This is a genomic window from Thiocapsa bogorovii (assembly GCF_021228795.1).
GTDB lineage: Bacteria > Pseudomonadota > Gammaproteobacteria > Chromatiales > Chromatiaceae > Thiocapsa > Thiocapsa bogorovii.
Genome location: NZ_CP089309.1, coordinates 1,646,579 through 1,665,932, shown reverse-complemented (window position 1 = coordinate 1,665,932; position 19,354 = coordinate 1,646,579). Strand labels below are relative to the sequence as shown.

Genomic DNA, 19,354 nt, shown 5'->3' with positions numbered 1-19,354 from the left:
GCCCATGCCCGAGTCTACCCCGGAACAGCTGCGTTTTCCCCCGGTCGCCGGTTTCACGGTCCGCGGCGACTTCGACGGCGGCGCCATGTCGTCTGACTTTGGCCCCATGATTCTGCGCGGGGTTGATCGGCAGATCGGCCTGACCGAGCGGTTGAGCGCAGCGATCGATGATTGGCGCCATCCGTCCTACACCACCCATCCGATGCGTGAGCTGATCGCGCAACGGGTCTACCAGATCGCCTGTGCTTACGAAGACGGCAACGACGCCAATGCGCTGCGCCGTGATGCGCTGTTCAAGCTGGGGCTGGAGCGCAAGCCGCTGGATGCGACGACGGACCTGGCCAGCGGGCCGACCTTCTCGCGTTTGGAGAATGGGGTCGGCGCGCGCGACCTCTACCGCATGGCGCAGGCCTTCGTCGAGGCCTTCATCGCCAGCTACCCGAAGGCGCCGCAGGTGATCGTGCTCGATATGGACCACTCCGAAGACGCCACCCATGGCCAGCAGGAGTTCGCGTTCTACAATCATCACTACGGCAACCATTGCTACTTGCCGCTGTTTCTCTTCGAGGGCCTCTCGGGGAAGTTCATCACCGCGGTGCTGCGTCCCGGCAAGCGCCCCACCGGCGCCGAGAACGCGATGATCCTCAAGCGCGTGCTCAAGCGGCTGCGGGCCGCGTGGCCACGCACACGCATCATCCTGCGCGGCGACGGACACTTCTCCAACCCCGAGTTGATGGCCTTGGCGATGGCCGATCCGTTGACGGATTTCATCTTCGGCCTGGCGGGTAACCGGGCTCTCACGCCACGGGCCGAGCCGTTCTTGGCCGACGCCCGCAAGCTCCATGCGCTGCGCATCGAGAACGCCCGGCGCGCCGACGCCGACGTACCCGAGCGGACCCGCACCTACCACGAGGTTGACTACCGTGCCGGTTCCTGGCCCGGCGCGTGTCGGACCATCCTCAAAGCCGAGGTGACGGCGCGCGGCGACAACCTCCGCTTCGTCGTCACCTCCTTGGACTTGCCCAGTCCCGAGTGCGTCTACCGCGATCTGTACTGCGCGCGCGGCCAGGACGAGAACTTCATCAAAATGATCAAGAACGATCTGGCCAGCGATCGCACTTCCGACAGCACCTTCTTGGCCAATCAGATGCGCTTGTTCTTCTCCTGCGCCGCTTACGTCTTGCACCAAACGCTGCGCACCGAGGTCCTCGTCGGCACGGAACTGGCCAACGCCCAGCCTGCCACCGTGATCATCAAACTGTTCAAGCTCGCCGTGCGCGTGGTGCAGTACAAAGACCGCGTGCGCCTGCACCTGCCCTCGAGCTGTCCGGTCAAGACGCTGTTGCAGCAGGTCACCGAGAGGCTCTTCAACGCGCAGCCCCGGGCGGCGCCCGCCTAGACGCACATACATCCCCGCACGGGGATTTCAGCACGCGCACGACGACTATGCCCACCTCGGGCAGGGCATCGTACGCCTGCGCGGCGACAAAACTACTCGTGCCCCGTTGATCAAGCCCGTTGCCGCTCGGTATTTCCACCATTCAACCCCCGCGGCGTCCCGGTCATCGCCCTCGGTGACGCCCAGCGCCGCGCAAATCCGCGAGGCCAGTGTCGGCTGTGTCGGTTTATGAAACATCCGGGCTAGAGAGCCGCACCCTTCCGACAGACATTCGCGTTGACAGCGGCAAGAGACGAGCGACTCGGCAACGACTCATCAATTAAAATCCACCTCGCCGCAAAGGAAACCACGACAACCCACAAGAGAGCGATCCGTGAACGACTCCAACGGGGATAAGGGGCCAGGGTCAATACCGATCCCGTCGCGCGTCCCGATTCGTGGCCGTTTCGACCCGATCGGGCGCGAAAGGTCAATGTCCACAAAGGGTAATCCGCCCATCCGGAGTCTGACCGACAGCGACTGCATCGCGTCCTGACCTGCCGCTCGACCTTGCAGAGGACATGGGACCGAACGGGGGCCACGACGGTCTGCACGGCCAGGGCGTATTCGGGTCACCACGATCTAGTGGATACCTGGCCTGCAGGGGCGGCGGATTCGTGTTCGAGGAAAAAGCCCTAGTCAGACAGGCTCCAGGGCGGCGCGGCCGGGAGGTTGCTCGCAAGAGTCACCAGCATCATAAACGGCCATAGCTGCGATCGGCCCGGTCTGGACATCTTACGGATGCCTCTCCTCCCACACGATCAACGGGCGTCGTGGCCACTGCAGCGGATTCTTTGTCACCAGGCCGGCCCGCGGCTTCTTGTTACCCTGGCCAGCCTGTCTCGGGTCCGTCGCTGGTCGCAGCGAACCACGCCAGAGCCCTCGGTGCCCAGGCCCTACAGTGACGCACTCGCCCATCGGCCGGGTTGACAGATCTTGCTTGCCTGACTATATCCGTCAAGCATGGCCGGCTGCGGTGAGACCTGAATCAACCGACGCTCCGGCATCGACCTGCCATGCCCTAACTTATTCGATTTCGGCGCCTGCTAATCCCCAGCCCCGGCCGCCAAAGTCTGCGGTGACGGTGCGCTGGCCAGGTGGCGCCATCACCGCCTGGAGGTGGCTCGATGTGGAAGTCAAAGCCACATAACCGTGCTCGCTTTCTGCGCGGGCCGCTCGTTTCGATGAGCCTCGTCTTTCCATTCTCTGCCGCACTCGGCACCGGCGATCCGCCATGCCCCTTCGAGTCAGTTACTGAGCGGATTTTCGTCATCGTCGGATCGGATCATCGCCGCTGCCCGCGCCAGTCGGTGAACTATCCGTTGACCAATCCCGCAGCGATTATCGGCGAGACCGGTGTCATCTTGATCGACCCCGGCAGCAGCCTCCAGGCCGGTCGCTTGGTGCTCGAGCGCCTACAGACCATCACCGACAAGCCCGTGATAGCGGTCTTCAACTCGCACATCCATGGCCTGTACTGGCTTGGGAACCAGGCCATCGGGGAGGCGTATCCCGAGGTGCCGATTTACGCCCATGAGCGCATGATCGCCCGCATCAACCAAGGCGAAGGGGACTTTTGGGTCAAGGCCATCACCGGCGATCATGACGGCGAGACGACCCGGTTCATCCTTCCCGACCATCCCTTGCTCGGTGGCGAAACCCTGACGCTGGCCGGCATTGATGTGAAAGTGCATCACTTCGGCCATGGACATACGGATCATGATCTGGTTCTCGAGGTCCCGAGCGAGCGCGCGGTCTTCCTCGGCGGCCTGGTCGTCGAGCCCGAAGTGCCCTCGCAGGGCGTACCAAGCGATGCCGATTTCGAAGGACAGATCGCCGCGACTCGGGAAGCGATCGCCCTGGACGCCGACACCTTTATTCCCGGTCGCGGCCACCCGGCCGGCGATGCGTTACCCGAACGCGCTTTGGCGTTTCTAACGGCTCTCTACGATGGCACCGCTGCCGGCTATGACGCCGGGCTGACCGACTTCGAAGTGACCCAAGAACTCAAAGAGGAGCTGGCGGACTACCAAGCATGGTATGACTTCGATCAGCTCGGCGGCGTCGTTAGCCAGATGTATCTGCAAGTCGAGCGGGACCAGTTCTAGAGTGGCAGCGTGCTGAAGAAAGGCCAGCGAGCAAGCCATTCAAACGTGGCTGTGATCTGGTGATTCTCGGCAGTGCCTCGGAGGGGAGGCTTTCGCGCTGTTTTCTGATCTGCATGAAAAACGGCGGGAATCTCGGTGACCCCCAACCGGTTGCCGGATCGTAGCCGGGTTTCGCCTCGGCACTGAAGCTCGGGGGCGTGCTTCCCCAGGGAAAGACCTGCCAAGTGGTATCGTGATCACCGTAGGTGACGTCGCGGTAAACCTGGCTGCGGACCTGCTCGTCGTTTCCGGACCTGTAAAGCAAGGGGCTCAAGAACCCCAGACGCCTTCGGTCGACCGTCCGCAACGCCTGATTCATAACGGCCATTTCCGCTCACCCCGTCGGGGCAGCCGTCCGGAGACCGCGCATTGGAATGGGCGGAGTTGTCAGGCTCCGAATGAGAATCCGCTCGCCGACTGCGTTCACCGAGGCGACGCCACCGAACGCAGCTGCCCCGAATCCCGTTCGCGTCGTGACTATTGCCAACGCCGAGGTCGTCATGAGTCTCGCCCACCGTTTTATTCTGGCCCTGTTGTTCGTCGTCGTGGACACCGCGGCCTTCGCGGTCCCGCTTGCGTCGGTGCTGCTTGCTTACATTCTGCTCGCGCGTCCGGCTTGGTTCAGAGACTGGGTGGAACAGCTCTATCGCGGGGTTTCCCGCTAGGCGGACCCGAGCTCAGCAGGGCGTGTTACGCTTCTCGGCCTTCCGTGAAGGCAGCACTCCATCGGGCTTGACCTCGCGCGGAGATCAGCGTTTGCGCACCAGCGTCAGCCCATCGCCGATCGGCACCAGACTGAGAGTCACGCGCTGATCTCCCAACAGGCGATCATTGAGCGCGCGAATCGCCCGGGTATCCTCGTCCTGGTCATCGGGATCGGCCACGCGGCCGTCCCAGAGCGTGTTGTCGAACAGGATGAGACCACCGGACCGCACCAGCGTCAGACACCGATCGAGGTACCGGGTGTAATTGGTCTTGTCGGCGTCGATGAAGGCCATGTCGAACTGCCCTTCTTGGCCCTGCGCCAGCAAGGCATCGAGGGTCTCCAGCGCCGGTGCCAGACGCAGGCCGATGCGCTCCGCGACCCCGGCCTCGCGCCAGAAGTCTCGGGCGATTCCGGTCCACTCCTGACTGAGGTCGCAGCAGATCAGCGTACCGTCGGCCGGCATGGCCTCGGCCATGCACAGCGCGCTGTAGCCGGTGAAGGTTCCGATCTCGATGATGCGCCGAGCACCGATCAGCTCCACCAGCAGGGCCATCAACTGACCCTGCTCCGGGGCGATCTGCATGCCGCTCCACTCCAAGGAGGCCGTGACCTCGCGCAGGCGCCGTTTGACATCGCTCTCGCGCAGGGAGTGCTCGAGCAGATACCTGTGAAGCCGCTCGTCGATGGGGATCGTTCGATTACTCATGCGTTTCTTCCTGCTTGCACGGGATGTATTCCGGCTGGTGAATCGTCTTACCCCGAGCCTGCGTATCGAGCGCCGCGACCGGGGGACTGCCTGTGCCGCGGCGCAACCGCTCGGGCGTGAAGGCTTCCAGGATCGGGACGCCGCCCGGACGCAGCCCATTCATCACGCGCCGGTGCACCGTACGGCGCAGGTCCGGCGGCACATCGGCGACGATCGAGCCGATCCCCGACCCGGCGTTTGAAGAGCGAGCACAATCGTTGCGGTCGCCGGTCTCTCGCGCAGTGACTAAAGATCGCTCAACCCGGGGTAGTCCGTATAGCCCTCCGCGCCGCCCCCGTAGAGCGTGTCTTCCTGCAGCGCATTGAGCGGTGCATTCTCGCGCAATCGGCGAACGAGGTCGGGGTTGCTGATGAAGGGGCGGCCGAAGGCCACGAGGTCGGCCCTACCCTCCGCGAGGGCCTGTTCCGCGTCGTCCTTCCCGTAGCCGTTGTTGATCATCCAGCAGCCCTTGAATCGCTCGTGCAGGGCATCGTAGTCGAACGGGCGCTCGGCGTCCTCGGGTTCGCGCGGTCCGCCGGTTTCACCATGGATGACATGCAAATAGGCCAGTCCGAGCGGGGCCAGTTGATCGACGAGATGGCTGTAAAGCGCTTGTGGATCGCTGTCGCGCGGGGTGTCGTTGAACGTGGTCATCGGGCTGAGGCGGATACCGGTGCGCCCGGCGCCGACTTCGTCGGCCACGGCCTTCATGACGTCGACGACGAGACGCACTCGGTTGGGGATGCTGCCGCCATAGGGGGCTGCGCGGTCGTTGACGCTGTCTCGCAGGAACTGTTCGAGCAGGTAGTTGTTGGCGGCGTGGACTTCGACCCCGTCGAATCCGGCGGCGAGTGCGTGGTTGGCGGCGCGACGGTAGTCCTGGATCAGCCCGGGGATCTCCTCGTCGCGCAGCGCGCGAGGTTGAGAGACCTCGACGAATCCCTCGGGCGCAAACGTCATGGCATTGGGCCGGCGGTTCGTCGACGAGACGGGTACCTCGCCGTCCGGCAACAGGGAAGTGTGTGAGATGCGACCGACGTGCCAGAGTTGCATGAAGATCAAACCGCCCGCAGCGTGCACCGCATCCGTGACCTTGCGCCAGGCGGCCACCTGCTCGGCGCTGTAGATGCCGGGAGTATCCAGATAGCCCTGGCCCATGGGGCTGATTTGGGTCGCTTCGGTGATGATCAGACCGGCGGTTGCGCGCTGCCGGTAGTAGGTGACCGTCAACTCGCTTGGCTTCAGACCGACGGCTCGGTTGCGCGTCAGCGGTGCCATGACGATGCGGTTGGGCAGGGCGAGATCGCCCATCTGGATCGGGTCGAACAGTGAAGGCATCGTGGTTCCCCGGGGTGCTGTTGATTAAAACGGTTCGGCTCACGGACTGCGGAGACGGCCTGCAGGCCGCGCTGCGCAAGAGCCGACGCTATCGAGGTCTTTCCGCCGAGCCTCGGCGCGATCGACTCGACATGCCGGCGAGGGTGGAGCGGATCGGCACCGAGCGCAAGACCACCGAGCGGATCGCCTGTCGCGGAGTCAATTGCTTGCAAGGCTTGCCGGAACAGCCAAGTGAGGTGCAATGAACACTTTTGGCCGACTCCGCCCGATCCGGCGTCCCGGTGAGGGAGTCACTGCCTCGCCGGACTGGAAAGTCGGCGCTTCCAGTGCGCAGCCGGCTTAATCCTTGCTGCTGCGCGGCACATGCTCGTCGGTCTCAAGCAACGCCTCGCTGGCGATCGACCCATCCTGGCGTAGACTGGTCGCCCATGCGCCGACGCCGGTGCGTCAGCGCGTGGTCGAACCCACAACCTGCCGAGAGACCGTGCGTCCTACCCGGACTGGGTTTTCGGACAACCCCGCATCGGGCAAGCAATTGCCTGGAAATACGACATTAGGGGCAGGACAACCGCCATGACCAAACAACCCACCTCAGCCGTCATCGACCTGCAACGCGCCCATCGCTCCGTGCGCGACTACACCGACGAGCCGGTGGACGATGCCCTGCTGGTGCGGCTGATCGCATCCGCCCAGGGCGCCGCCTCGTCGAGCTTCATCCAGGCCTATTCGCTGGTGCGCGTCCACCGGGCCGAGGCGCGGGCGCGTATCGCCAAGGCCGCCGGTGGTCAGCGTTGGGTGGAGCAGGCACCAGTGTTCCTGATCTGCTGCGCGGATCTGCGCCGCATCGATCACGCCTGCCGGGCACAGGGTCGCGGCGAGCTGGCGGGCTGGGCCGAGCATTCGCTCGCCGCCATTGTCGACTGCGCGCTGTTCGCGCAGAACCTGATGCTGGCGGCGGAGTCCGTCGGGCTCGGCGGCGTCTTCATCGGGGGCATCCGCAACGAGCCGGACGTAGTCGTGTCGGCGCTGGCGCTGCCTGAGAGGGTGCTGCCGCTGTTCGGGCTATGCTTGGGCTGGCCGAGCGAGCAGGCCGAGGGGCAGGCGGTCAAGCCGCGCATGCCGGTGGAGCTGATCCTGCACCAGGACCGCTATCGGGACCCGGACCCGGCCCAGATCGGCGCCTACGACGCCACGATGGCTGCTTACTATCGCAGCCGCGTCGGCAACGCCCGGCTGGACGACTGGTCCGCCGCCACCGCCAATGCCGTGCAGGGCAAGAAGCGCAAGCACATGCTCGATTTTCTGCGCGGACGGGGGTTCTTCCGCTGCTGAGCCGCAACGGGGACTCGGCAGCCGGCGACAGACCGCGGTGCCCAGCAGAAATCCCACGTCGTGGCTGTCCGGCTAGTACCTCGTTCCACCTTATTTTGCATGCTCAGGGCCCCCCAAAGGCGTCAGGGCAGGGCACAGACCGCGGGGAACAGTGGGTGCTATTTCCAAGGGCTGTAACGCTGCCCTGGCGCCTTTGGGGGGCTCCCGAAGGGTGCGATTGTCGGGGAGACGGATCCCTAAGGTGCTCATGGTACGACTTTCGGATACTCGGCCCGCTGGCGCGCTGAAACGCCGGTTGCCGAACAGGCGACGATGCAGCGTAGCCGCGCGGCGGCGGCAGGGTCATGGTCTTCGGTGGCGGAGGGCTAGTGAATGGATGATCTCGAGCGGATCGACACCTATAGGCGCGTCATCGCGGATCCCGAAACCCTATGGGTGTTGTTCGAGCAGGGGACGTGCGTCCTGCTGAGACAGCCGGCGGCCGACCCGGCGGCCGAAGCGAAGGCGTTGCTCCGCGCGTGCGGACCGGTGCTCGCCGGATCCGTCGCGGCCGAGTTCAGCGTGTTGGAGCTTGATGGCGGTCGTGGGTGGGTGGTCGGCAGCCACCATCCGGATATCGTGACTTTGGTGTTTCCGCAGGAGATCGACGCGGACGCCCGAGCGGTGGCGGTGGGGTTGTTCGGGCGCGCCAAGCGGGAGCAGGACGCCAGAGGGTTGCGCGTGCGGCATGTCGAGGACCGGCGAAGCAAAGCGGAGGCCGGCTCGACAGATGCCCTGACCCCGGCGGAGCACGGGCCCATCGACGCGCTGCAGGACGATGCCACCTGGCGAATGCTGAGCGCGCTGGCGAGGGAGCAACGTGTTCGACTCGACAGCCTCTTTGGTCTCCTGGATCTGCTGGAGGACCCGGAGTTCGACGACGCCGAGGAGCGGCGCAAGCTCCTGAGAACGGGCAGCGCGGCCATCCGAGAAGCGCTGGGGGCCTTCGATGCCCTGTACGACGGCACACGACTGCGGCTCGAGCGTGTCGAGCCCTGGCTCGAGCCGGTCTCCCCCGCGCGGCTGGTCGAGGAGGTGGTCGCGTGGCTGGAACCCGCGGCGGAGCGCCGTGGCGGCGTGTTGCGGTCGCGCAAGTCGCCTGCAGCGGAGCAGTGGTTTGCGCTGGACCGGTGGCGCTTGTGCATGGTGTTGAGGGAGATCTGCCTGAGCGCATCGGGGTTCTGGTCCGGAACCGCGTCCGGCGCCGAAGTGGTGCTCGCGCCAGCGGTCGAGGAGCTGCCCGCGGGACCGCCCCGGCCGGTGTTCGAGGTCGTGGCGACGGGCGGGGCGGACCTGCAGGCTCTCGCGGAGCAGCTCGCACGGCCGCCGACACCGGAGGGGCTGGTGGCGGCCGCCTTCACCGGCGGCACGATTGGCCTCTACCTGTGCCGGCGGCTCCTCGACTGTCTCGGCGGCAGCCTCGACCTTGAGGCCATCGACGACGGTTGCCGCTTCGCGATCCGGGTGCCTGCCGATGCCGTGCCGGCGCCGACGGATCGGCCGGACGGACGGTCCGTCTCAGAGCAGCGGTTGTCGGGCCATGTGCTGGTGGTCGAGGACAACCCGGTCAACCAAAAGGTCCTCACCGGGATGCTGCAGCGCTATGGGGCGTCGTGCGAGTGTGTCGCCGGCGGTGCCGAGGCCATCGCTCGGTGCGCCGATGGGGGCATCGATGCCGTGTTGATGGACGACACGCTCCCGGACATGGATGGCTGTACGGTCACCGGGCGCATCCGTACGCAACGGCTCGGCGACGCCCGCCATCTGCCGATCGTCGGATTCGTCGGTGTAGGATCCGCCGAGGGACGCGCGCCCTGCGCGGGGCAAGATGCGGTACTTCTGAAGCCGGCGGGTCGCACGGCGTTGTTCGATGCGCTGCAACCGTGGCTCGGTGTTGCTCCCGACGGCGGAGCGCCTCCGCCCGACACGGATTGAACCGAAGCTATCGGCGGGGAGCGAGTCCGTGGATCTGTTTCATAGTGGTTTCATCACCTAACGGCAATGGCAAACACCGATACGCGCCCCGAGCCTCAACGCCCGCAGCACTTCTTGAACTTCTTTCCGCTGCCGCAGGGACAGGGTTCGTTACGCCCGACCTTGACCGCCCTGACCCCGGCTCCGTGCGCGATCCTCGGGGCCTCATGCGCCGCCTTGCGGTCATCTTCCCTGAAGCAGGCCCACCAGCTCATCTCGGACACGGTATCCTCGATCGGGCCTTTTCTGTCGCCGCTTCGCAGCGCCTGCTCTATGCCTTCCGACATCAGCCGCGCGACAGATTCCCTTCCGACGAAGCTCGTATCCACCAACCCCGCGTCGAAGGCGCGCTCGATGTCGGGCAGCAGCTCCTCGGGATACAGATCGCACCAGGCGCTGACGAGAGAGGTCCAAAGGAAGTCCGCCTCGGGCTCCAGCTTGCCGTTGAACAAGCTGCGGAAATAGGCCACGACAGACGCGCGCTCCAGTTCCCGCCGGGCGACGAGCATGACCAACACCCGCAGACAGGCGCTGCGCACGTATTCGTTCACGTCGCGGTTCTCGATCATCCCTTTGATCGGATCCACATCCTCACCGCACACCGCCGCCAGGATGCGATCCAGATCCTCGGTCACCAGATTACCGGTCAGGTCGAAACACACCTCGCCGGGCACGGAGAATAGCTTCACCAGCATCGGGTAGGCGGCCCGCTCTCGAAACTGCGCCAGCAGGTACATCGCGTACATGTGCAGCATGGCGCCGTCGGTTCGCGTGGCCGAAGCGCCGAGGGGCATCGCCCGAGTGTTGTCGCGGCCGGGCGTCCTGCCGGTTCGATCAGGCGCCAGCCGGCTTGCGCCCCACCATCTGAACGACATGACCACGTCCCTGATGGTAGCGCCCTTCGAACACCTCGCGCTCGCGCTCCCGCGCGACCTCGAACACCAGGCCGTCAAGCTCGTCTTCCAGCGAGGCGAGATCCATGGTGAGTTCGGCCACGGGCGGACCGCCGGTGCCGAAGCGAAGCTGCTGCGGGGTGTAGGCCTCCAGGATCAGGATGCCGCCCGGTCGCAGCCCTTCCACGACGCGCCGGTGCACCATGCGGCGCAGGTCCGGCGGCACATGCGCGAAGATCGAGACGATGCCCGACCAAGCCTCTGGCGCGATCTCGAAGTGTGCGAGATCGCTGCAGCGCGTCTCGATCCGCACCCCGCGCTCGGCGGCCAGACGCTGGGCCTTCTCCAGCCCGACGGCGGAGGCGTCCATCGCGGTCACCGCGTGGCCGCGCGCGGCCAACCAGACCGCGTTGCGTCCCTCGCCTTCGGCCAAGCACAGGACCGGCCCTTCCGGCAGCCGATCCGCCTGCTCGACCAGAAAGTCGTTCGGCGCGGTGCCGTAGGCATAGTCGTCCTCGGCGTAGCGGTTGTCCCACATCGGCGTGTTGCTCCTATTGCGGTGTCTGCTCGAGCCGGCAAAGGATCTGCGATCCACGCGCGCGAGCGCAAGCGGTCGGGTTGGCGTCTCATAGTGCAACCTTCAGGAACTCGGCTGGCGTGTCGACACGCACTGTGTGCCATTGGGCATCTTAAAGGGAGGACCGTCCGAGCAGGCCATGTCGCTCGAAGAACGGGCCCACGACGCCGAAATCCACTCCACTCGACACCCTCGATGAATCCTCGTCGGTCACTGCGTCCGGTCTTCCTCCTCCTGCTCCTGCTCCCGATCCTGCTGGCCGGCGGCTGCACCGGCGTGCCGGAGGGCATCGAGCCGGTGCGGGGCTTCGACGCCGAGCGCTACCGCGGCACCTGGCATGAGATCGCCCGTCTGGACCACAGTTTCGAGCGCGGTAGGGAACAGGTGACCGCGACCTACAGCCGGCGCGACGACGGGGGACTTACCGTGCTGAACCGGGGTTACGACCCCGCCAAGGGCGTCTGGAAGACGGCCGAGGGCCTCGCCTATTTCCAGTCCACGCCGGACGTCGGCAGCCTGAAGGTCAGTTTCTTCGGTCCCTTCTACGGCGGCCATCACGTCTTCGCGCTCGACCCCGAGTACCGCTGGGCGATGATCTCGGGTCGATCCGCTGCGCGGTGCGGTATAAGCGCCTAACGAGCAGGTTTCAGCGTCAGTTGGTGGCGCGTCGGCCCGGGCAGGAACGGGCTTGGGGTACCGGAAACCCAGTCTTCATGGCCGCGTCGGTAGAAAGGCGACATCGGATGGCCGCTTTGGCCGGTCGGCATCTGCATCAGACCGTTGGCCTCGTCACCGGGAGAAACGGAAAACCGTTGCGCGGCACCGAAATCCGGGCTCTGTGCGAGCGGCAGGTTCGCATCGCCCGGCAGGGCCTCGCGTGGCATATCCAGCCATCCGGACAGCCAAGGAACGGCCTGACTGATCGGGTGGGCGATGCGCGCGGTGTTGAGCTCGCCCCAAGTCCGTTGAGACAGAGCACCCTCGAAGCGCTTTTCGAAGCTGTCGATGTTTTCGCGCACCGCGGCGAGCATCAGTGCGTCCCAGCTCTCGACATCAGCAGGCAGCAGATGCCGTGGCTTCTCCGTCAGAATGGACCACAAAGGCGCCTCGAACTGGTGACTGATCAGCAGATCCACATTCTCCCCATGGACATCCCGCACCGGAGTGGTCAGCGCAGCAAATACCTTCTGCCGCACCTGCAACCGGAACGCACGCACCAGCCGATAGCCGACGGAATCGACGGACGCTGCGGGAATCCAGTTCTCCACCAGTAACCGATACTCGTCCATCTCGCTTCCGCCGGAGACGAGAACCTCAAGCAGCAATGTTCTCCAGCGGCCGAGAAACAGCGCCTCGTGATCGCGCTGAATCTTCAACATGTCCTCCGGCGTGAAGAGGTCTTTCTCGAAGAGCCGGTCCCTGATCTGCTTCGCCCGCGCCCCAAGGTCGTAGCCGCCATCTCCGATCTTCCGCAGCGCGTCACCGTCTAGGACGCGCGCGTTCGCCGTCCAAATCCGATGCGACTCCGGGTTGATGACCCGCGGATAGTCGGCTGCATCCAGCCATCCTGTCCATCCTCCGCCAGTGCTCCAGTCGGCGGGAACCATCGGGTCGTATCCGCTCTTCACCGGGATCCGGCCGGCGATGGTCCAGCCGATATTGCCGTGCGCATCGCCCGCCACAAAATTCTGCGGCGGCATGCCTATCGTATTCGCGACGTCGAGTCCAGCCTCAAGGTCTGCAACCGTTTCCAGATCCAGAATACTCAGGTTGAGGGCGCGGGGACTGTGAGCCAGCCAGCGGACCGCCACTTCGCTGCCGGCAAATCGATTGCCTTCGTCGACGGGGCCCCATCGGGTTTCCCGGATCCTGTACTCGACAGGATCCGCCCGTTTGACGTTGATCCATTCCCGATGCTCGACAAACGCCTCGTCGCCGTCCGGCGTTCGATAGGTACCGGCCGCTGCGCCCGGCCTGAGCACGACCGCGTCGGACCAGTCGCCGTAGCTGTTCGTATATCCCCACGCCACGCGGCCGTTGCTGCCGGCAACAACAAACGGCGTGCCGGGCAAAGAGACCCCGGTCACGTCTCGCTCGCCCTCGCCCGTCGTGATCAGGCGAGCCCGGTAGTAGATATTCGGGACCGAGAGGCCCAAGTGCATGTCGTTCGAGACCAGCGCCCGACCGTGATCGGTCAGCGCGCCGCCGACCGCCCAGTTGTTGCTGCCTGCGAGCGCAGGGCTGTCCTGCTCTGTCGCCGGATTCGGGATGAGCTCGACGCCGCGGAGCGCATCGTCATCGGCCTCCGGGATCGGAACGGGCTCGATCGGTCCGCCGACAATCGGGGCATCCCAGGTCGTGCCGGCTGGATAGAGCCAGGCATAGACGTTCGTCGGAAGCACAGACTTCGCAAGCCCGCGTTGTACGTCGCCTCGTGCCCTGTCGTCGTTGAGCTGCATAAACATCGCGTAGACGACGAGCAGCGTTTCCTCGGTCCCCCATGCCTTCGGCTGTTCACGCAACAACAGGTATTCGAAAGGACGGACCGAGAGACTCCCGAGACCCGCATTCACGCCGGAGGCATAGGCGTCGAGTATGGCCCGCTCGGGCTGCGTGAGTGTCTGCAAGGCGGCCTGAGCACGCGCACGGAATCGATGAAAGCGGTAACGCTTATCGAGCGGCAAAGCCGCCGCGCCGAACATCTCCGACAGCTCCCCGGCCGCCTGACGGCGAATCATGTCCATCTGGAAGAAACGATCCTGCCCGTGCACGAAACCCGTCGCAAAAGCCAAGTCGCGTCGCGTCGATGCGCGAATCGTGGGAACACCCTGCTCATCGCGTTCGATGGTCGCGGGGTGACCCAGACCGGTTACGGGAAGCTCGCCATTCAGCACCGGCAGACTGCCCCGAATCAGCCACCAGGCAGCGATGCCCGTGATTAGACCGACTGAAGCGACGCCGAACAGAAGGCGAAGGATCCGAATCTTCATATTTATCGGCGTCGGTGACCTGACGGAAAGTCAAATTGACTGCGGGTGCTGCTGGGCGACACAGGGATGCGCCGATCAACTTTCGGACACTGGTGCCTCGCCGGCCGGCGAGTCCTCGGGCGCAGGCGATCGTCAAGGCCGTCGAAGCCTTGCATGAAACACGCAGTGGTCCACTGCCGGATCTCGTTGAACAGCGCGGATAGCGAGCTGGACACACGAACCGCTTCCCCACGCGATCCCTCCGCTGTGCTGATCCTACGGGACGACGAGCGTCCCGGTCCGACAGCTCCTAGCGGACCCACAATGTCTTGGCGTTGACGAACTCATGGATGCCGAGCACGCCGAGCTCGCGTCCGTAACCCGACTCCTTGATCCCGCCAAAGGGTAGGCGGGGGTCGCTCTTGACCAGTCCGTTGACGAAGGCGCAACCGCACGCCATCCGGCGTGCAAAACGCTCGCCGCGCGCACTGTCGCGCGTCCAGACGCTGCCGCCGAGCCCGAACCGGGTGTCGTTGGCGATCTCGAGCGCTTCGCCTTCGTTGGCCGCGCGCAGAACCGCCGCCACAGGACCGAACAGCTCGTCGTCGTAGGCCGGCATGCCGGGTCCGACGGCATCGAGCAAGGTCGCCGCGTAGAACCAGCCGGGGCGTTCCAAGGGTTGTCCGCCGACGACCAAGCGTGCCCCGGCGTCGAGGCTGGCGAGCACCTGCTCATGGAGCGTGTCGCGAAGGTCCGCACGCGCGAGCGGTGCCAAGGTGGTCCTCGGGTCCAGGGGATCGCCCGGAACAAGTGCCTCGATCGCGGTACGCAGACGCGCGAGGAACGTCTCGGCGATCGCATCGACGACGATGAATCGCTTGGCCGCGATACAGCTCTGTCCGGCATTCATGAAACGCGAGCGCACGGCGGTCGCGACGGCCTCGTCGAGGTCGGCGTCCTCCAAGACGACGAAGGCGTCGGACCCGCCGAGCTCGAGCACCGTCCGCTTCAGATTCTCGCCGGCGATGGAGGCGACCCGTCGGCCCGCCGCGTCGCTGCCGGTGAGGCTTACGCCGCGCACGCGCGGGTCGGCGACGACAGCCTCCGCGCCGCGGGCGTCGATCAGCAGCGTGCTGAAGACTCCGTCCGGGGCGCCTGCGTCTTCAAAGAGTCGTTCGATCTCCAGGGCGCAGCGCGGGACATTCGAGGCATGCTTGAGCAGGACCGGATTGCCGGCCGCGAGCGCGGGTGCGGCGCAGCGAAATACCTGCCAGAAGGGGAAGTTCCAGGGCATTACGGCGAGTACGGGCCCCAGCGGCTGATGGACGACCATGCTGCGCGATGCATCGGAGGCGGTCGACGCGTCGGCGAGCAGTTGTTCGGCGTTCTCGGCATAGTAGTCGCAAACCAGCGCGCATTTGCCGATTTCGGCCTCGGCCTCGCCGCTCAGCTTGCCCATCTCCAAGGTCATCCGCCGGGCCAGATCCGGGGTTCTGGCTCGTAAGAGCCCGGCGACCTCGTGAAGGAGGCGTGTGCGCTCGGCGACGGTCCGGGCGCCCCAAGAGGATGCGGCTCGCGCCGCCGCGTCGAGCGCGGCCTCCAGCGCAGTCTCGTCGATCGTCTCGATCTGCTCCAAGGCCTCGCCGTTGCAGGGGTTGATGGATTGAAGTGGCATCGGGGTGTCTCCTCCGTTTCGGTCGGTCGGGTCCGAGAATGGACCCATTCCGGTTTTCACCGCAAAGACGCAGAGTGGGCCCCGAACGGGGTCGATCCCGTTTTAGCTGTCGGGGTTCTAGGGGTCGCTGTCCGCCGAGGCGACCCGAATCCAGACCAGTCCGCCCGTCCTGCTCGCGTCGCTGACGGCCGTAGTCGGGGCGATGTCGGCATTCCTCGCAAGCCGCATGGGTCTGGGTGCTCAATCTGATGGGTGTGGTGATGACGTTCCCGTCGGCGCACATATCGAGGCCGCGACCGCCTGGTTTCCGACGACCGCCATGAAGAGAGGCGCACTCGGTTCGGGCGGCACGAGGATCGAACGCCTGGTCCGTACGACGAAGAGCAACCAATGACCGTCGGCCGCCATGGCGATCGTCTCACAGACTATGGTCCAGGAAAGGGTTTTGCGTCGACCCTGGCCGATGGTCCCTGCTTCTTGGTGTGCGGGTCGCAGGCCCATCCCTGTCGCCATCATCGAAGGGCGTCCGGTCGTGTGCCATGGCGCCCGAAGACGGTTGGGTGCCGGAGGTTTCCTTAGGCACGGTGTGCTCCGTGCCGAGCTCCGACAGCGGTGTCTTGCCGGGCCTGTAGGCGGCGAAACGGGCAGGTGCATCGACGATATCGAAGTGTTTTTGCCCGTTCTGCAGCTCCATGGTGCCGCTGAGGTTGTGCCATCGCAGGAGCAACATGGCCTCCCGAGCGGAAGGGGCGGAGCGCCCCTTGGCGTGGATGCCGAGCTCCGAGGCGCCGAGCATGGCGTCTTCGATGATTGCGTTGTCCGCGTCAACGGCCAGCCGCAGATGACCGGCCAGATTCTCCAGGGTCAGGAGGTTGTCGATCCACTCGTGTTTGCCGCGTACGCTGTCCAGCAGATCAACGAAGGGCCGGGTGTTCTTGACGGTGACATAGGCTTGGGTGGTCAGATGCATGGGCTTGTGCCAACGGACCTGTGTCTCGTCCAGTTGGAGGCGGGCATGCCAATCCGGTGCCGATGTCGAGCCGGACTCTCCGGCCACCCGAAAGCCCTTGAGCATCACCGACGAGCCGGTGATGTCGAAGCGCAGATCCTTCGCGGCGCCGTCGCGGACCAAAAGATCGACCCTCAAGTCGCCCGACAACTCTTGCCGGTCCCATTTCACGCGAATGTCCTCTCCCTCCAGAAGCAGCTGTCCCTCGGCGCGATTCGGGCTGAAGCGCAGATCGCCCGCCAGGGTCGCTCCGCCCGAGACCAGCGATAGGGGTGTGCTCGGAGGCAGATAGGCGTTGTAGATGCTCATGTCCCGAACGCGCGCGGAATGGAGCGTCAGGTTGATGTCCGCAGAGTCGCCGCCGTGGGCGAGGGTGTCGGTCATCACGATTTCGGCATCCAAGCGCACCTCGCCGATGCTCGGCTCGGGCTCGTCGCGCCGGCGCAAGCGCGCATCGTCCAGTGCAAGGTCCAGCCGAAACCGAGGCCGCTTGCCACCCTGCTCCATGCGCAGGCTGGCCGTCCCCATGCCGTCCACACGATGCTCAAGGATGGCGAGCGAGAGCCTTTCGCGGGGCATGTTCAGGGTCGTACCCTTTTCGGCTCGGCCGTTGGTCAAGACGATCTCGGTGTCGAGCTCGCCGGTGCCGGCCAGGCTCAGGCCCAGGGGGCGCTCCAGCAGCTCGGCGATCCAGTCCAGCTCGGAGACGCTCAAGACCGCCGACAGGCGACCGTCGGCTCCGGCCAGCACAGCCCCGAAGCCCTTGTCCTGCAGCGTTTCGGCGATGGCAGGGATTGGATCTGAATCGGCATGTCCGGGGGACACGAGCAGCCGCAAGGCGCTCTCCGAGATCTTGATATGCGCTCGCCAAGGCTTGGACGACAGGTGCCGCTCCGACGGGTGTCGTGTCTTCCCTTCGCCATGCTTGACGGCAAGCCTTGCATCCTCGATGCGCAGCTCGGTGCCGTCCAACCGCAGGCTGGCTGTCGAACCGTCGTCGATTCGCGCCCGCAGTCGAAGCAGCAGATCCGCGTTGGCCTGATAGTCCCTGTAGCGCAGATCGGCTTCCTCGGAGGCAAGATCCAGGTTCAATGACAACCGGTCCCCCGAGGCCTCCAGAGCGCCGGCGACCGTGCCGGTGCCGCCCAGCAAGGCCAGATCCCAGTCCTCCGGGAACAGGCGGCTGTAGACGGCGAGGTCGGGTGCCTCCATGGACGGGATGTCCAGTTTGAACCCTAATTCGACCTCGGAGACCAGATCTTGGACCCGCTCTGCGGTCGATGTGGTGGTCGGATCGACCTCCGCCGCATGAAGTCGGGCGGTCAGCCCGCGACCCGTGAAGAGCACCTGCGCGTCGTCCGACCCGGCGGCACTGTCGGCCTCGAGCTCGGCCAGGACCTGCTCGAAGCGGACCAGCAGGTCCGCCTGCGCCTCGTCTTGCGGATCCACCTTCAGCTCGATCGTGCCGTCGCCGCTGAAGTCGTAACGTCCGAGGTCCATCGCCAGCGCGTGTGCCTCGACGACGAGATCGGTCCCGCCCAGGATCTCTCCGGCCGACAAGACGAGACGGCCGCGCAGGCGCCCGCGGCCGTTCAAGCCGATCTCGTCCAGGAGCGGCATCAGCAGGGCCAGGAAATCCAGGTTCTGAACCGGTAGGTCGATCCGCGCATCCAATTCCGGCACGCGCATCATTTCGAGTCCATTGGTCTCCGATACGATGAACGGCGGGATGTCGATCGTCCCCGCGATGGCGGCGGCATCGGTGACGGCCTCTTTCGGCCCGATCGTCAATGAGGTCAGTGTCAGGTCAAGCGCACCGCCGGCCAAGGCCAGCCGGCCGGTAGCGGTCTCCATGCGGAAGCTGCCGCGGACCGCGCCGGGTGTGCTGCCGCGGATATGGGACACCCAGAAGCTGTGCTCGCCCCGGACCTGGATGTCGTCGATCTCCAGCACCAGTGTTCCGCTCGTGTCTTCCGGCGCCGCCTCCGCGGCTGCATCGGGATCGCGGTCTCGAATCACGGGAAAGAACTCGGTCAGGGCGTCTCGGGAGCCGTCGGCGGGAGGGCGCGGCCGCAGGCGCAGGTCGATGTCTTCGAGGTCCAGGTCGTGTACGCGGATCTCGCCCCTCAGCAGCGGCAGCAGCGACACCGACGCCGCCGCGCGCCGGGCATCGACCTGCCATTGTTCGGTGGGTGTCTGACCGTCGGCCGAGACGCCGTCCAGTTCGACGCGCAGTGGATAGAGACTCCAGGCGCGCTTCCAGGTGACCCGGAATTGCTCCGGCTGCAGCGTGTTCAGGAAGGCGCGCGTCGTCGGCAGGTTCAGCGTCACATTGAAGCAAACCAGGTAAAGTGCCGCCAGGACCGGCAGCGCGCCAATCGATCGGGATAGGAGCTTGTTCATCACCGTTTCAGGATCCCTCAATCGCGCCGAGGGCTCCGAGCACGTTGGTGCGGAAGACCTGCGGTGTACAGTTTGCCGGGACGTCGTGCGTTTTCGGTCTGGTAGCCCC

At 65.5% G+C, this 19,354-nt stretch carries 15 protein-coding genes; 7 read left to right on the top strand and 8 right to left on the bottom strand.

The genetic code is table 11. The features are described 5' to 3' along the window. Positions 1 to 4: 4 nt before the first annotated feature. The 3 genes from LT988_RS07530 to LT988_RS07520 all read left to right on the top strand — a co-directional run bounded on the left by LT988_RS07530 (position 5) and on the right by LT988_RS07520 (position 4,250). A complete protein-coding gene (locus tag LT988_RS07530) occupies positions 5 to 1,399 on the top strand; it encodes an IS1380-like element ISTro1 family transposase (protein ID WP_232406659.1) in 1,395 nt (464 codons plus the stop codon). Between the two features lie 1,166 nt (positions 1,400 to 2,565). Further along, entirely contained in the window at positions 2,566 to 3,546 is a 981-nt protein-coding gene (locus tag LT988_RS07525) for an MBL fold metallo-hydrolase (RefSeq protein WP_232409569.1), read from the top strand. 539 nt (positions 3,547 to 4,085) lie between these two features. Further along, positions 4,086 to 4,250 carry a hypothetical protein gene (locus LT988_RS07520; protein WP_232409568.1) on the top strand — a complete coding sequence of 55 codons (165 nt, stop codon included), beginning with the start codon at positions 4,086 to 4,088 and terminating at the stop codon, positions 4,248 to 4,250. A gap of 84 nt (positions 4,251 to 4,334) precedes the next feature. Here LT988_RS07520 and LT988_RS07515 read toward each other — a convergent pair whose 3' ends face one another. The 3 genes from LT988_RS07515 to LT988_RS07505 all read right to left on the bottom strand — a co-directional run bounded on the left by LT988_RS07515 (position 4,335) and on the right by LT988_RS07505 (position 6,374). Beyond that, positions 4,335 to 4,997, bottom strand: coding sequence for an O-methyltransferase (locus tag LT988_RS07515; protein WP_232409567.1), 663 nt, complete (start codon positions 4,995 to 4,997; stop codon positions 4,335 to 4,337). Further along, positions 4,990 to 5,160, bottom strand: a complete 171-nt coding sequence (locus LT988_RS25520) for a hypothetical protein (protein ID WP_408648053.1) — start codon at positions 5,158 to 5,160, stop codon at positions 4,990 to 4,992. Before LT988_RS25520 ends, LT988_RS07515 begins: the two co-directional genes overlap by 8 nt. Positions 5,161 to 5,282: 122 nt before the next feature. Further along, positions 5,283 to 6,374, bottom strand: a complete 1,092-nt coding sequence (locus LT988_RS07505) for an alkene reductase (RefSeq protein WP_232409566.1) — start codon at positions 6,372 to 6,374, stop codon at positions 5,283 to 5,285. Between the two features lie 14 nt (positions 6,375 to 6,388). Between LT988_RS07505 and LT988_RS07500 the strand changes: the two genes are divergently transcribed. The 3 genes from LT988_RS07500 to LT988_RS07490 all read left to right on the top strand — a co-directional run bounded on the left by LT988_RS07500 (position 6,389) and on the right by LT988_RS07490 (position 9,680). Then, entirely contained in the window at positions 6,389 to 6,619 is a 231-nt protein-coding gene (locus LT988_RS07500) for a hypothetical protein (protein ID WP_232409565.1), read from the top strand. A 328-nt stretch (positions 6,620 to 6,947) separates the two neighbouring features. Beyond that, positions 6,948 to 7,706: an oxygen-insensitive NADPH nitroreductase gene (nfsA, locus tag LT988_RS07495; RefSeq protein ID WP_232409564.1), complete on the top strand. Its 759-nt coding sequence runs from the start codon at positions 6,948 to 6,950 to the stop codon at positions 7,704 to 7,706. 372 nt (positions 7,707 to 8,078) lie between these two features. Beyond that, a complete protein-coding gene (locus LT988_RS07490; RefSeq protein ID WP_232409563.1) occupies positions 8,079 to 9,680 on the top strand; it encodes an ATP-binding response regulator in 1,602 nt (533 codons plus the stop codon). Between the two features lie 95 nt (positions 9,681 to 9,775). Here the strand turns inward: LT988_RS07490 and LT988_RS07485 are convergent, their stop codons facing one another. Together LT988_RS07485 and LT988_RS07480 are read right to left on the bottom strand one after the other, a co-directional pair. After that, a complete protein-coding gene (locus tag LT988_RS07485; protein ID WP_232409562.1) occupies positions 9,776 to 10,513 on the bottom strand; it encodes a DUF1186 domain-containing protein in 738 nt (245 codons plus the stop codon). A gap of 40 nt (positions 10,514 to 10,553) precedes the next feature. Next, entirely contained in the window at positions 10,554 to 11,150 is a 597-nt protein-coding gene (locus LT988_RS07480) for an SAM-dependent methyltransferase (RefSeq protein WP_232409561.1), read from the bottom strand. Between the two features lie 234 nt (positions 11,151 to 11,384). On the opposite strand from LT988_RS07480, the gene LT988_RS07475 reads away from it, so the two are divergent. Then, complete coding sequence (locus tag LT988_RS07475) at positions 11,385 to 11,825, top strand: lipocalin family protein (protein WP_408648052.1); 441 nt, start codon at positions 11,385 to 11,387, stop codon at positions 11,823 to 11,825. Here LT988_RS07475 and LT988_RS07470 read toward each other — a convergent pair. The 3 genes from LT988_RS07470 to LT988_RS07460 form a co-directional block, all read right to left on the bottom strand. After that, positions 11,822 to 14,179, bottom strand: coding sequence for a penicillin acylase family protein (locus LT988_RS07470; RefSeq protein WP_232409560.1), 2,358 nt, complete (start codon positions 14,177 to 14,179; stop codon positions 11,822 to 11,824). The two genes, LT988_RS07475 and LT988_RS07470, sit on opposite strands and share 4 nt — an antisense overlap. Before the next feature lie 289 nt (positions 14,180 to 14,468). Next, complete coding sequence (locus tag LT988_RS07465) at positions 14,469 to 15,833, bottom strand: NAD-dependent succinate-semialdehyde dehydrogenase (RefSeq protein WP_232409559.1); 1,365 nt, start codon at positions 15,831 to 15,833, stop codon at positions 14,469 to 14,471. A gap of 418 nt (positions 15,834 to 16,251) precedes the next feature. Beyond that, positions 16,252 to 19,245 carry a hypothetical protein gene (locus LT988_RS07460; RefSeq protein ID WP_232409558.1) on the bottom strand — a complete coding sequence of 998 codons (2,994 nt, stop codon included), beginning with the start codon at positions 19,243 to 19,245 and terminating at the stop codon, positions 16,252 to 16,254. Positions 19,246 to 19,354: the final 109 nt, after the last annotated feature.

Bases quoted from the DNA above. Each gene is read 5' to 3' on its own strand.
- LT988_RS07530 (WP_232406659.1), top strand. From the start codon at position 5: ATGCCCGAGTCTACCCCGGAACAGCTGCGTTTTCCCCCGGTCGCCGGT.
- LT988_RS07525 (WP_232409569.1), top strand. From the start codon at position 2,566: ATGTGGAAGTCAAAGCCACATAACCGTGCTCGCTTTCTGCGCGGGCCG.
- LT988_RS07520 (WP_232409568.1), top strand. From the start codon at position 4,086: ATGAGTCTCGCCCACCGTTTTATTCTGGCCCTGTTGTTCGTCGTCGTG.
- LT988_RS07515 (WP_232409567.1), bottom strand. From the start codon at position 4,997: ATGAGTAATCGAACGATCCCCATCGACGAGCGGCTTCACAGGTATCTG.
- LT988_RS25520 (WP_408648053.1), bottom strand. From the start codon at position 5,160: ATGAATGGGCTGCGTCCGGGCGGCGTCCCGATCCTGGAAGCCTTCACG.
- LT988_RS07505 (WP_232409566.1), bottom strand. From the start codon at position 6,374: ATGCCTTCACTGTTCGACCCGATCCAGATGGGCGATCTCGCCCTGCCC.
- nfsA (WP_232409564.1), top strand. From the start codon at position 6,948: ATGACCAAACAACCCACCTCAGCCGTCATCGACCTGCAACGCGCCCAT.
- LT988_RS07490 (WP_232409563.1), top strand. From the start codon at position 8,079: ATGGATGATCTCGAGCGGATCGACACCTATAGGCGCGTCATCGCGGAT.
- LT988_RS07485 (WP_232409562.1), bottom strand. From the start codon at position 10,513: ATGCCCCTCGGCGCTTCGGCCACGCGAACCGACGGCGCCATGCTGCAC.
- LT988_RS07480 (WP_232409561.1), bottom strand. From the start codon at position 11,150: ATGTGGGACAACCGCTACGCCGAGGACGACTATGCCTACGGCACCGCG.
- LT988_RS07475 (WP_408648052.1), top strand. From the start codon at position 11,385: ATGAATCCTCGTCGGTCACTGCGTCCGGTCTTCCTCCTCCTGCTCCTG.
- LT988_RS07470 (WP_232409560.1), bottom strand. From the start codon at position 14,179: ATGAAGATTCGGATCCTTCGCCTTCTGTTCGGCGTCGCTTCAGTCGGT.
- LT988_RS07465 (WP_232409559.1), bottom strand. From the start codon at position 15,833: ATGCCACTTCAATCCATCAACCCCTGCAACGGCGAGGCCTTGGAGCAG.
- LT988_RS07460 (WP_232409558.1), bottom strand. From the start codon at position 19,245: ATGAACAAGCTCCTATCCCGATCGATTGGCGCGCTGCCGGTCCTGGCG.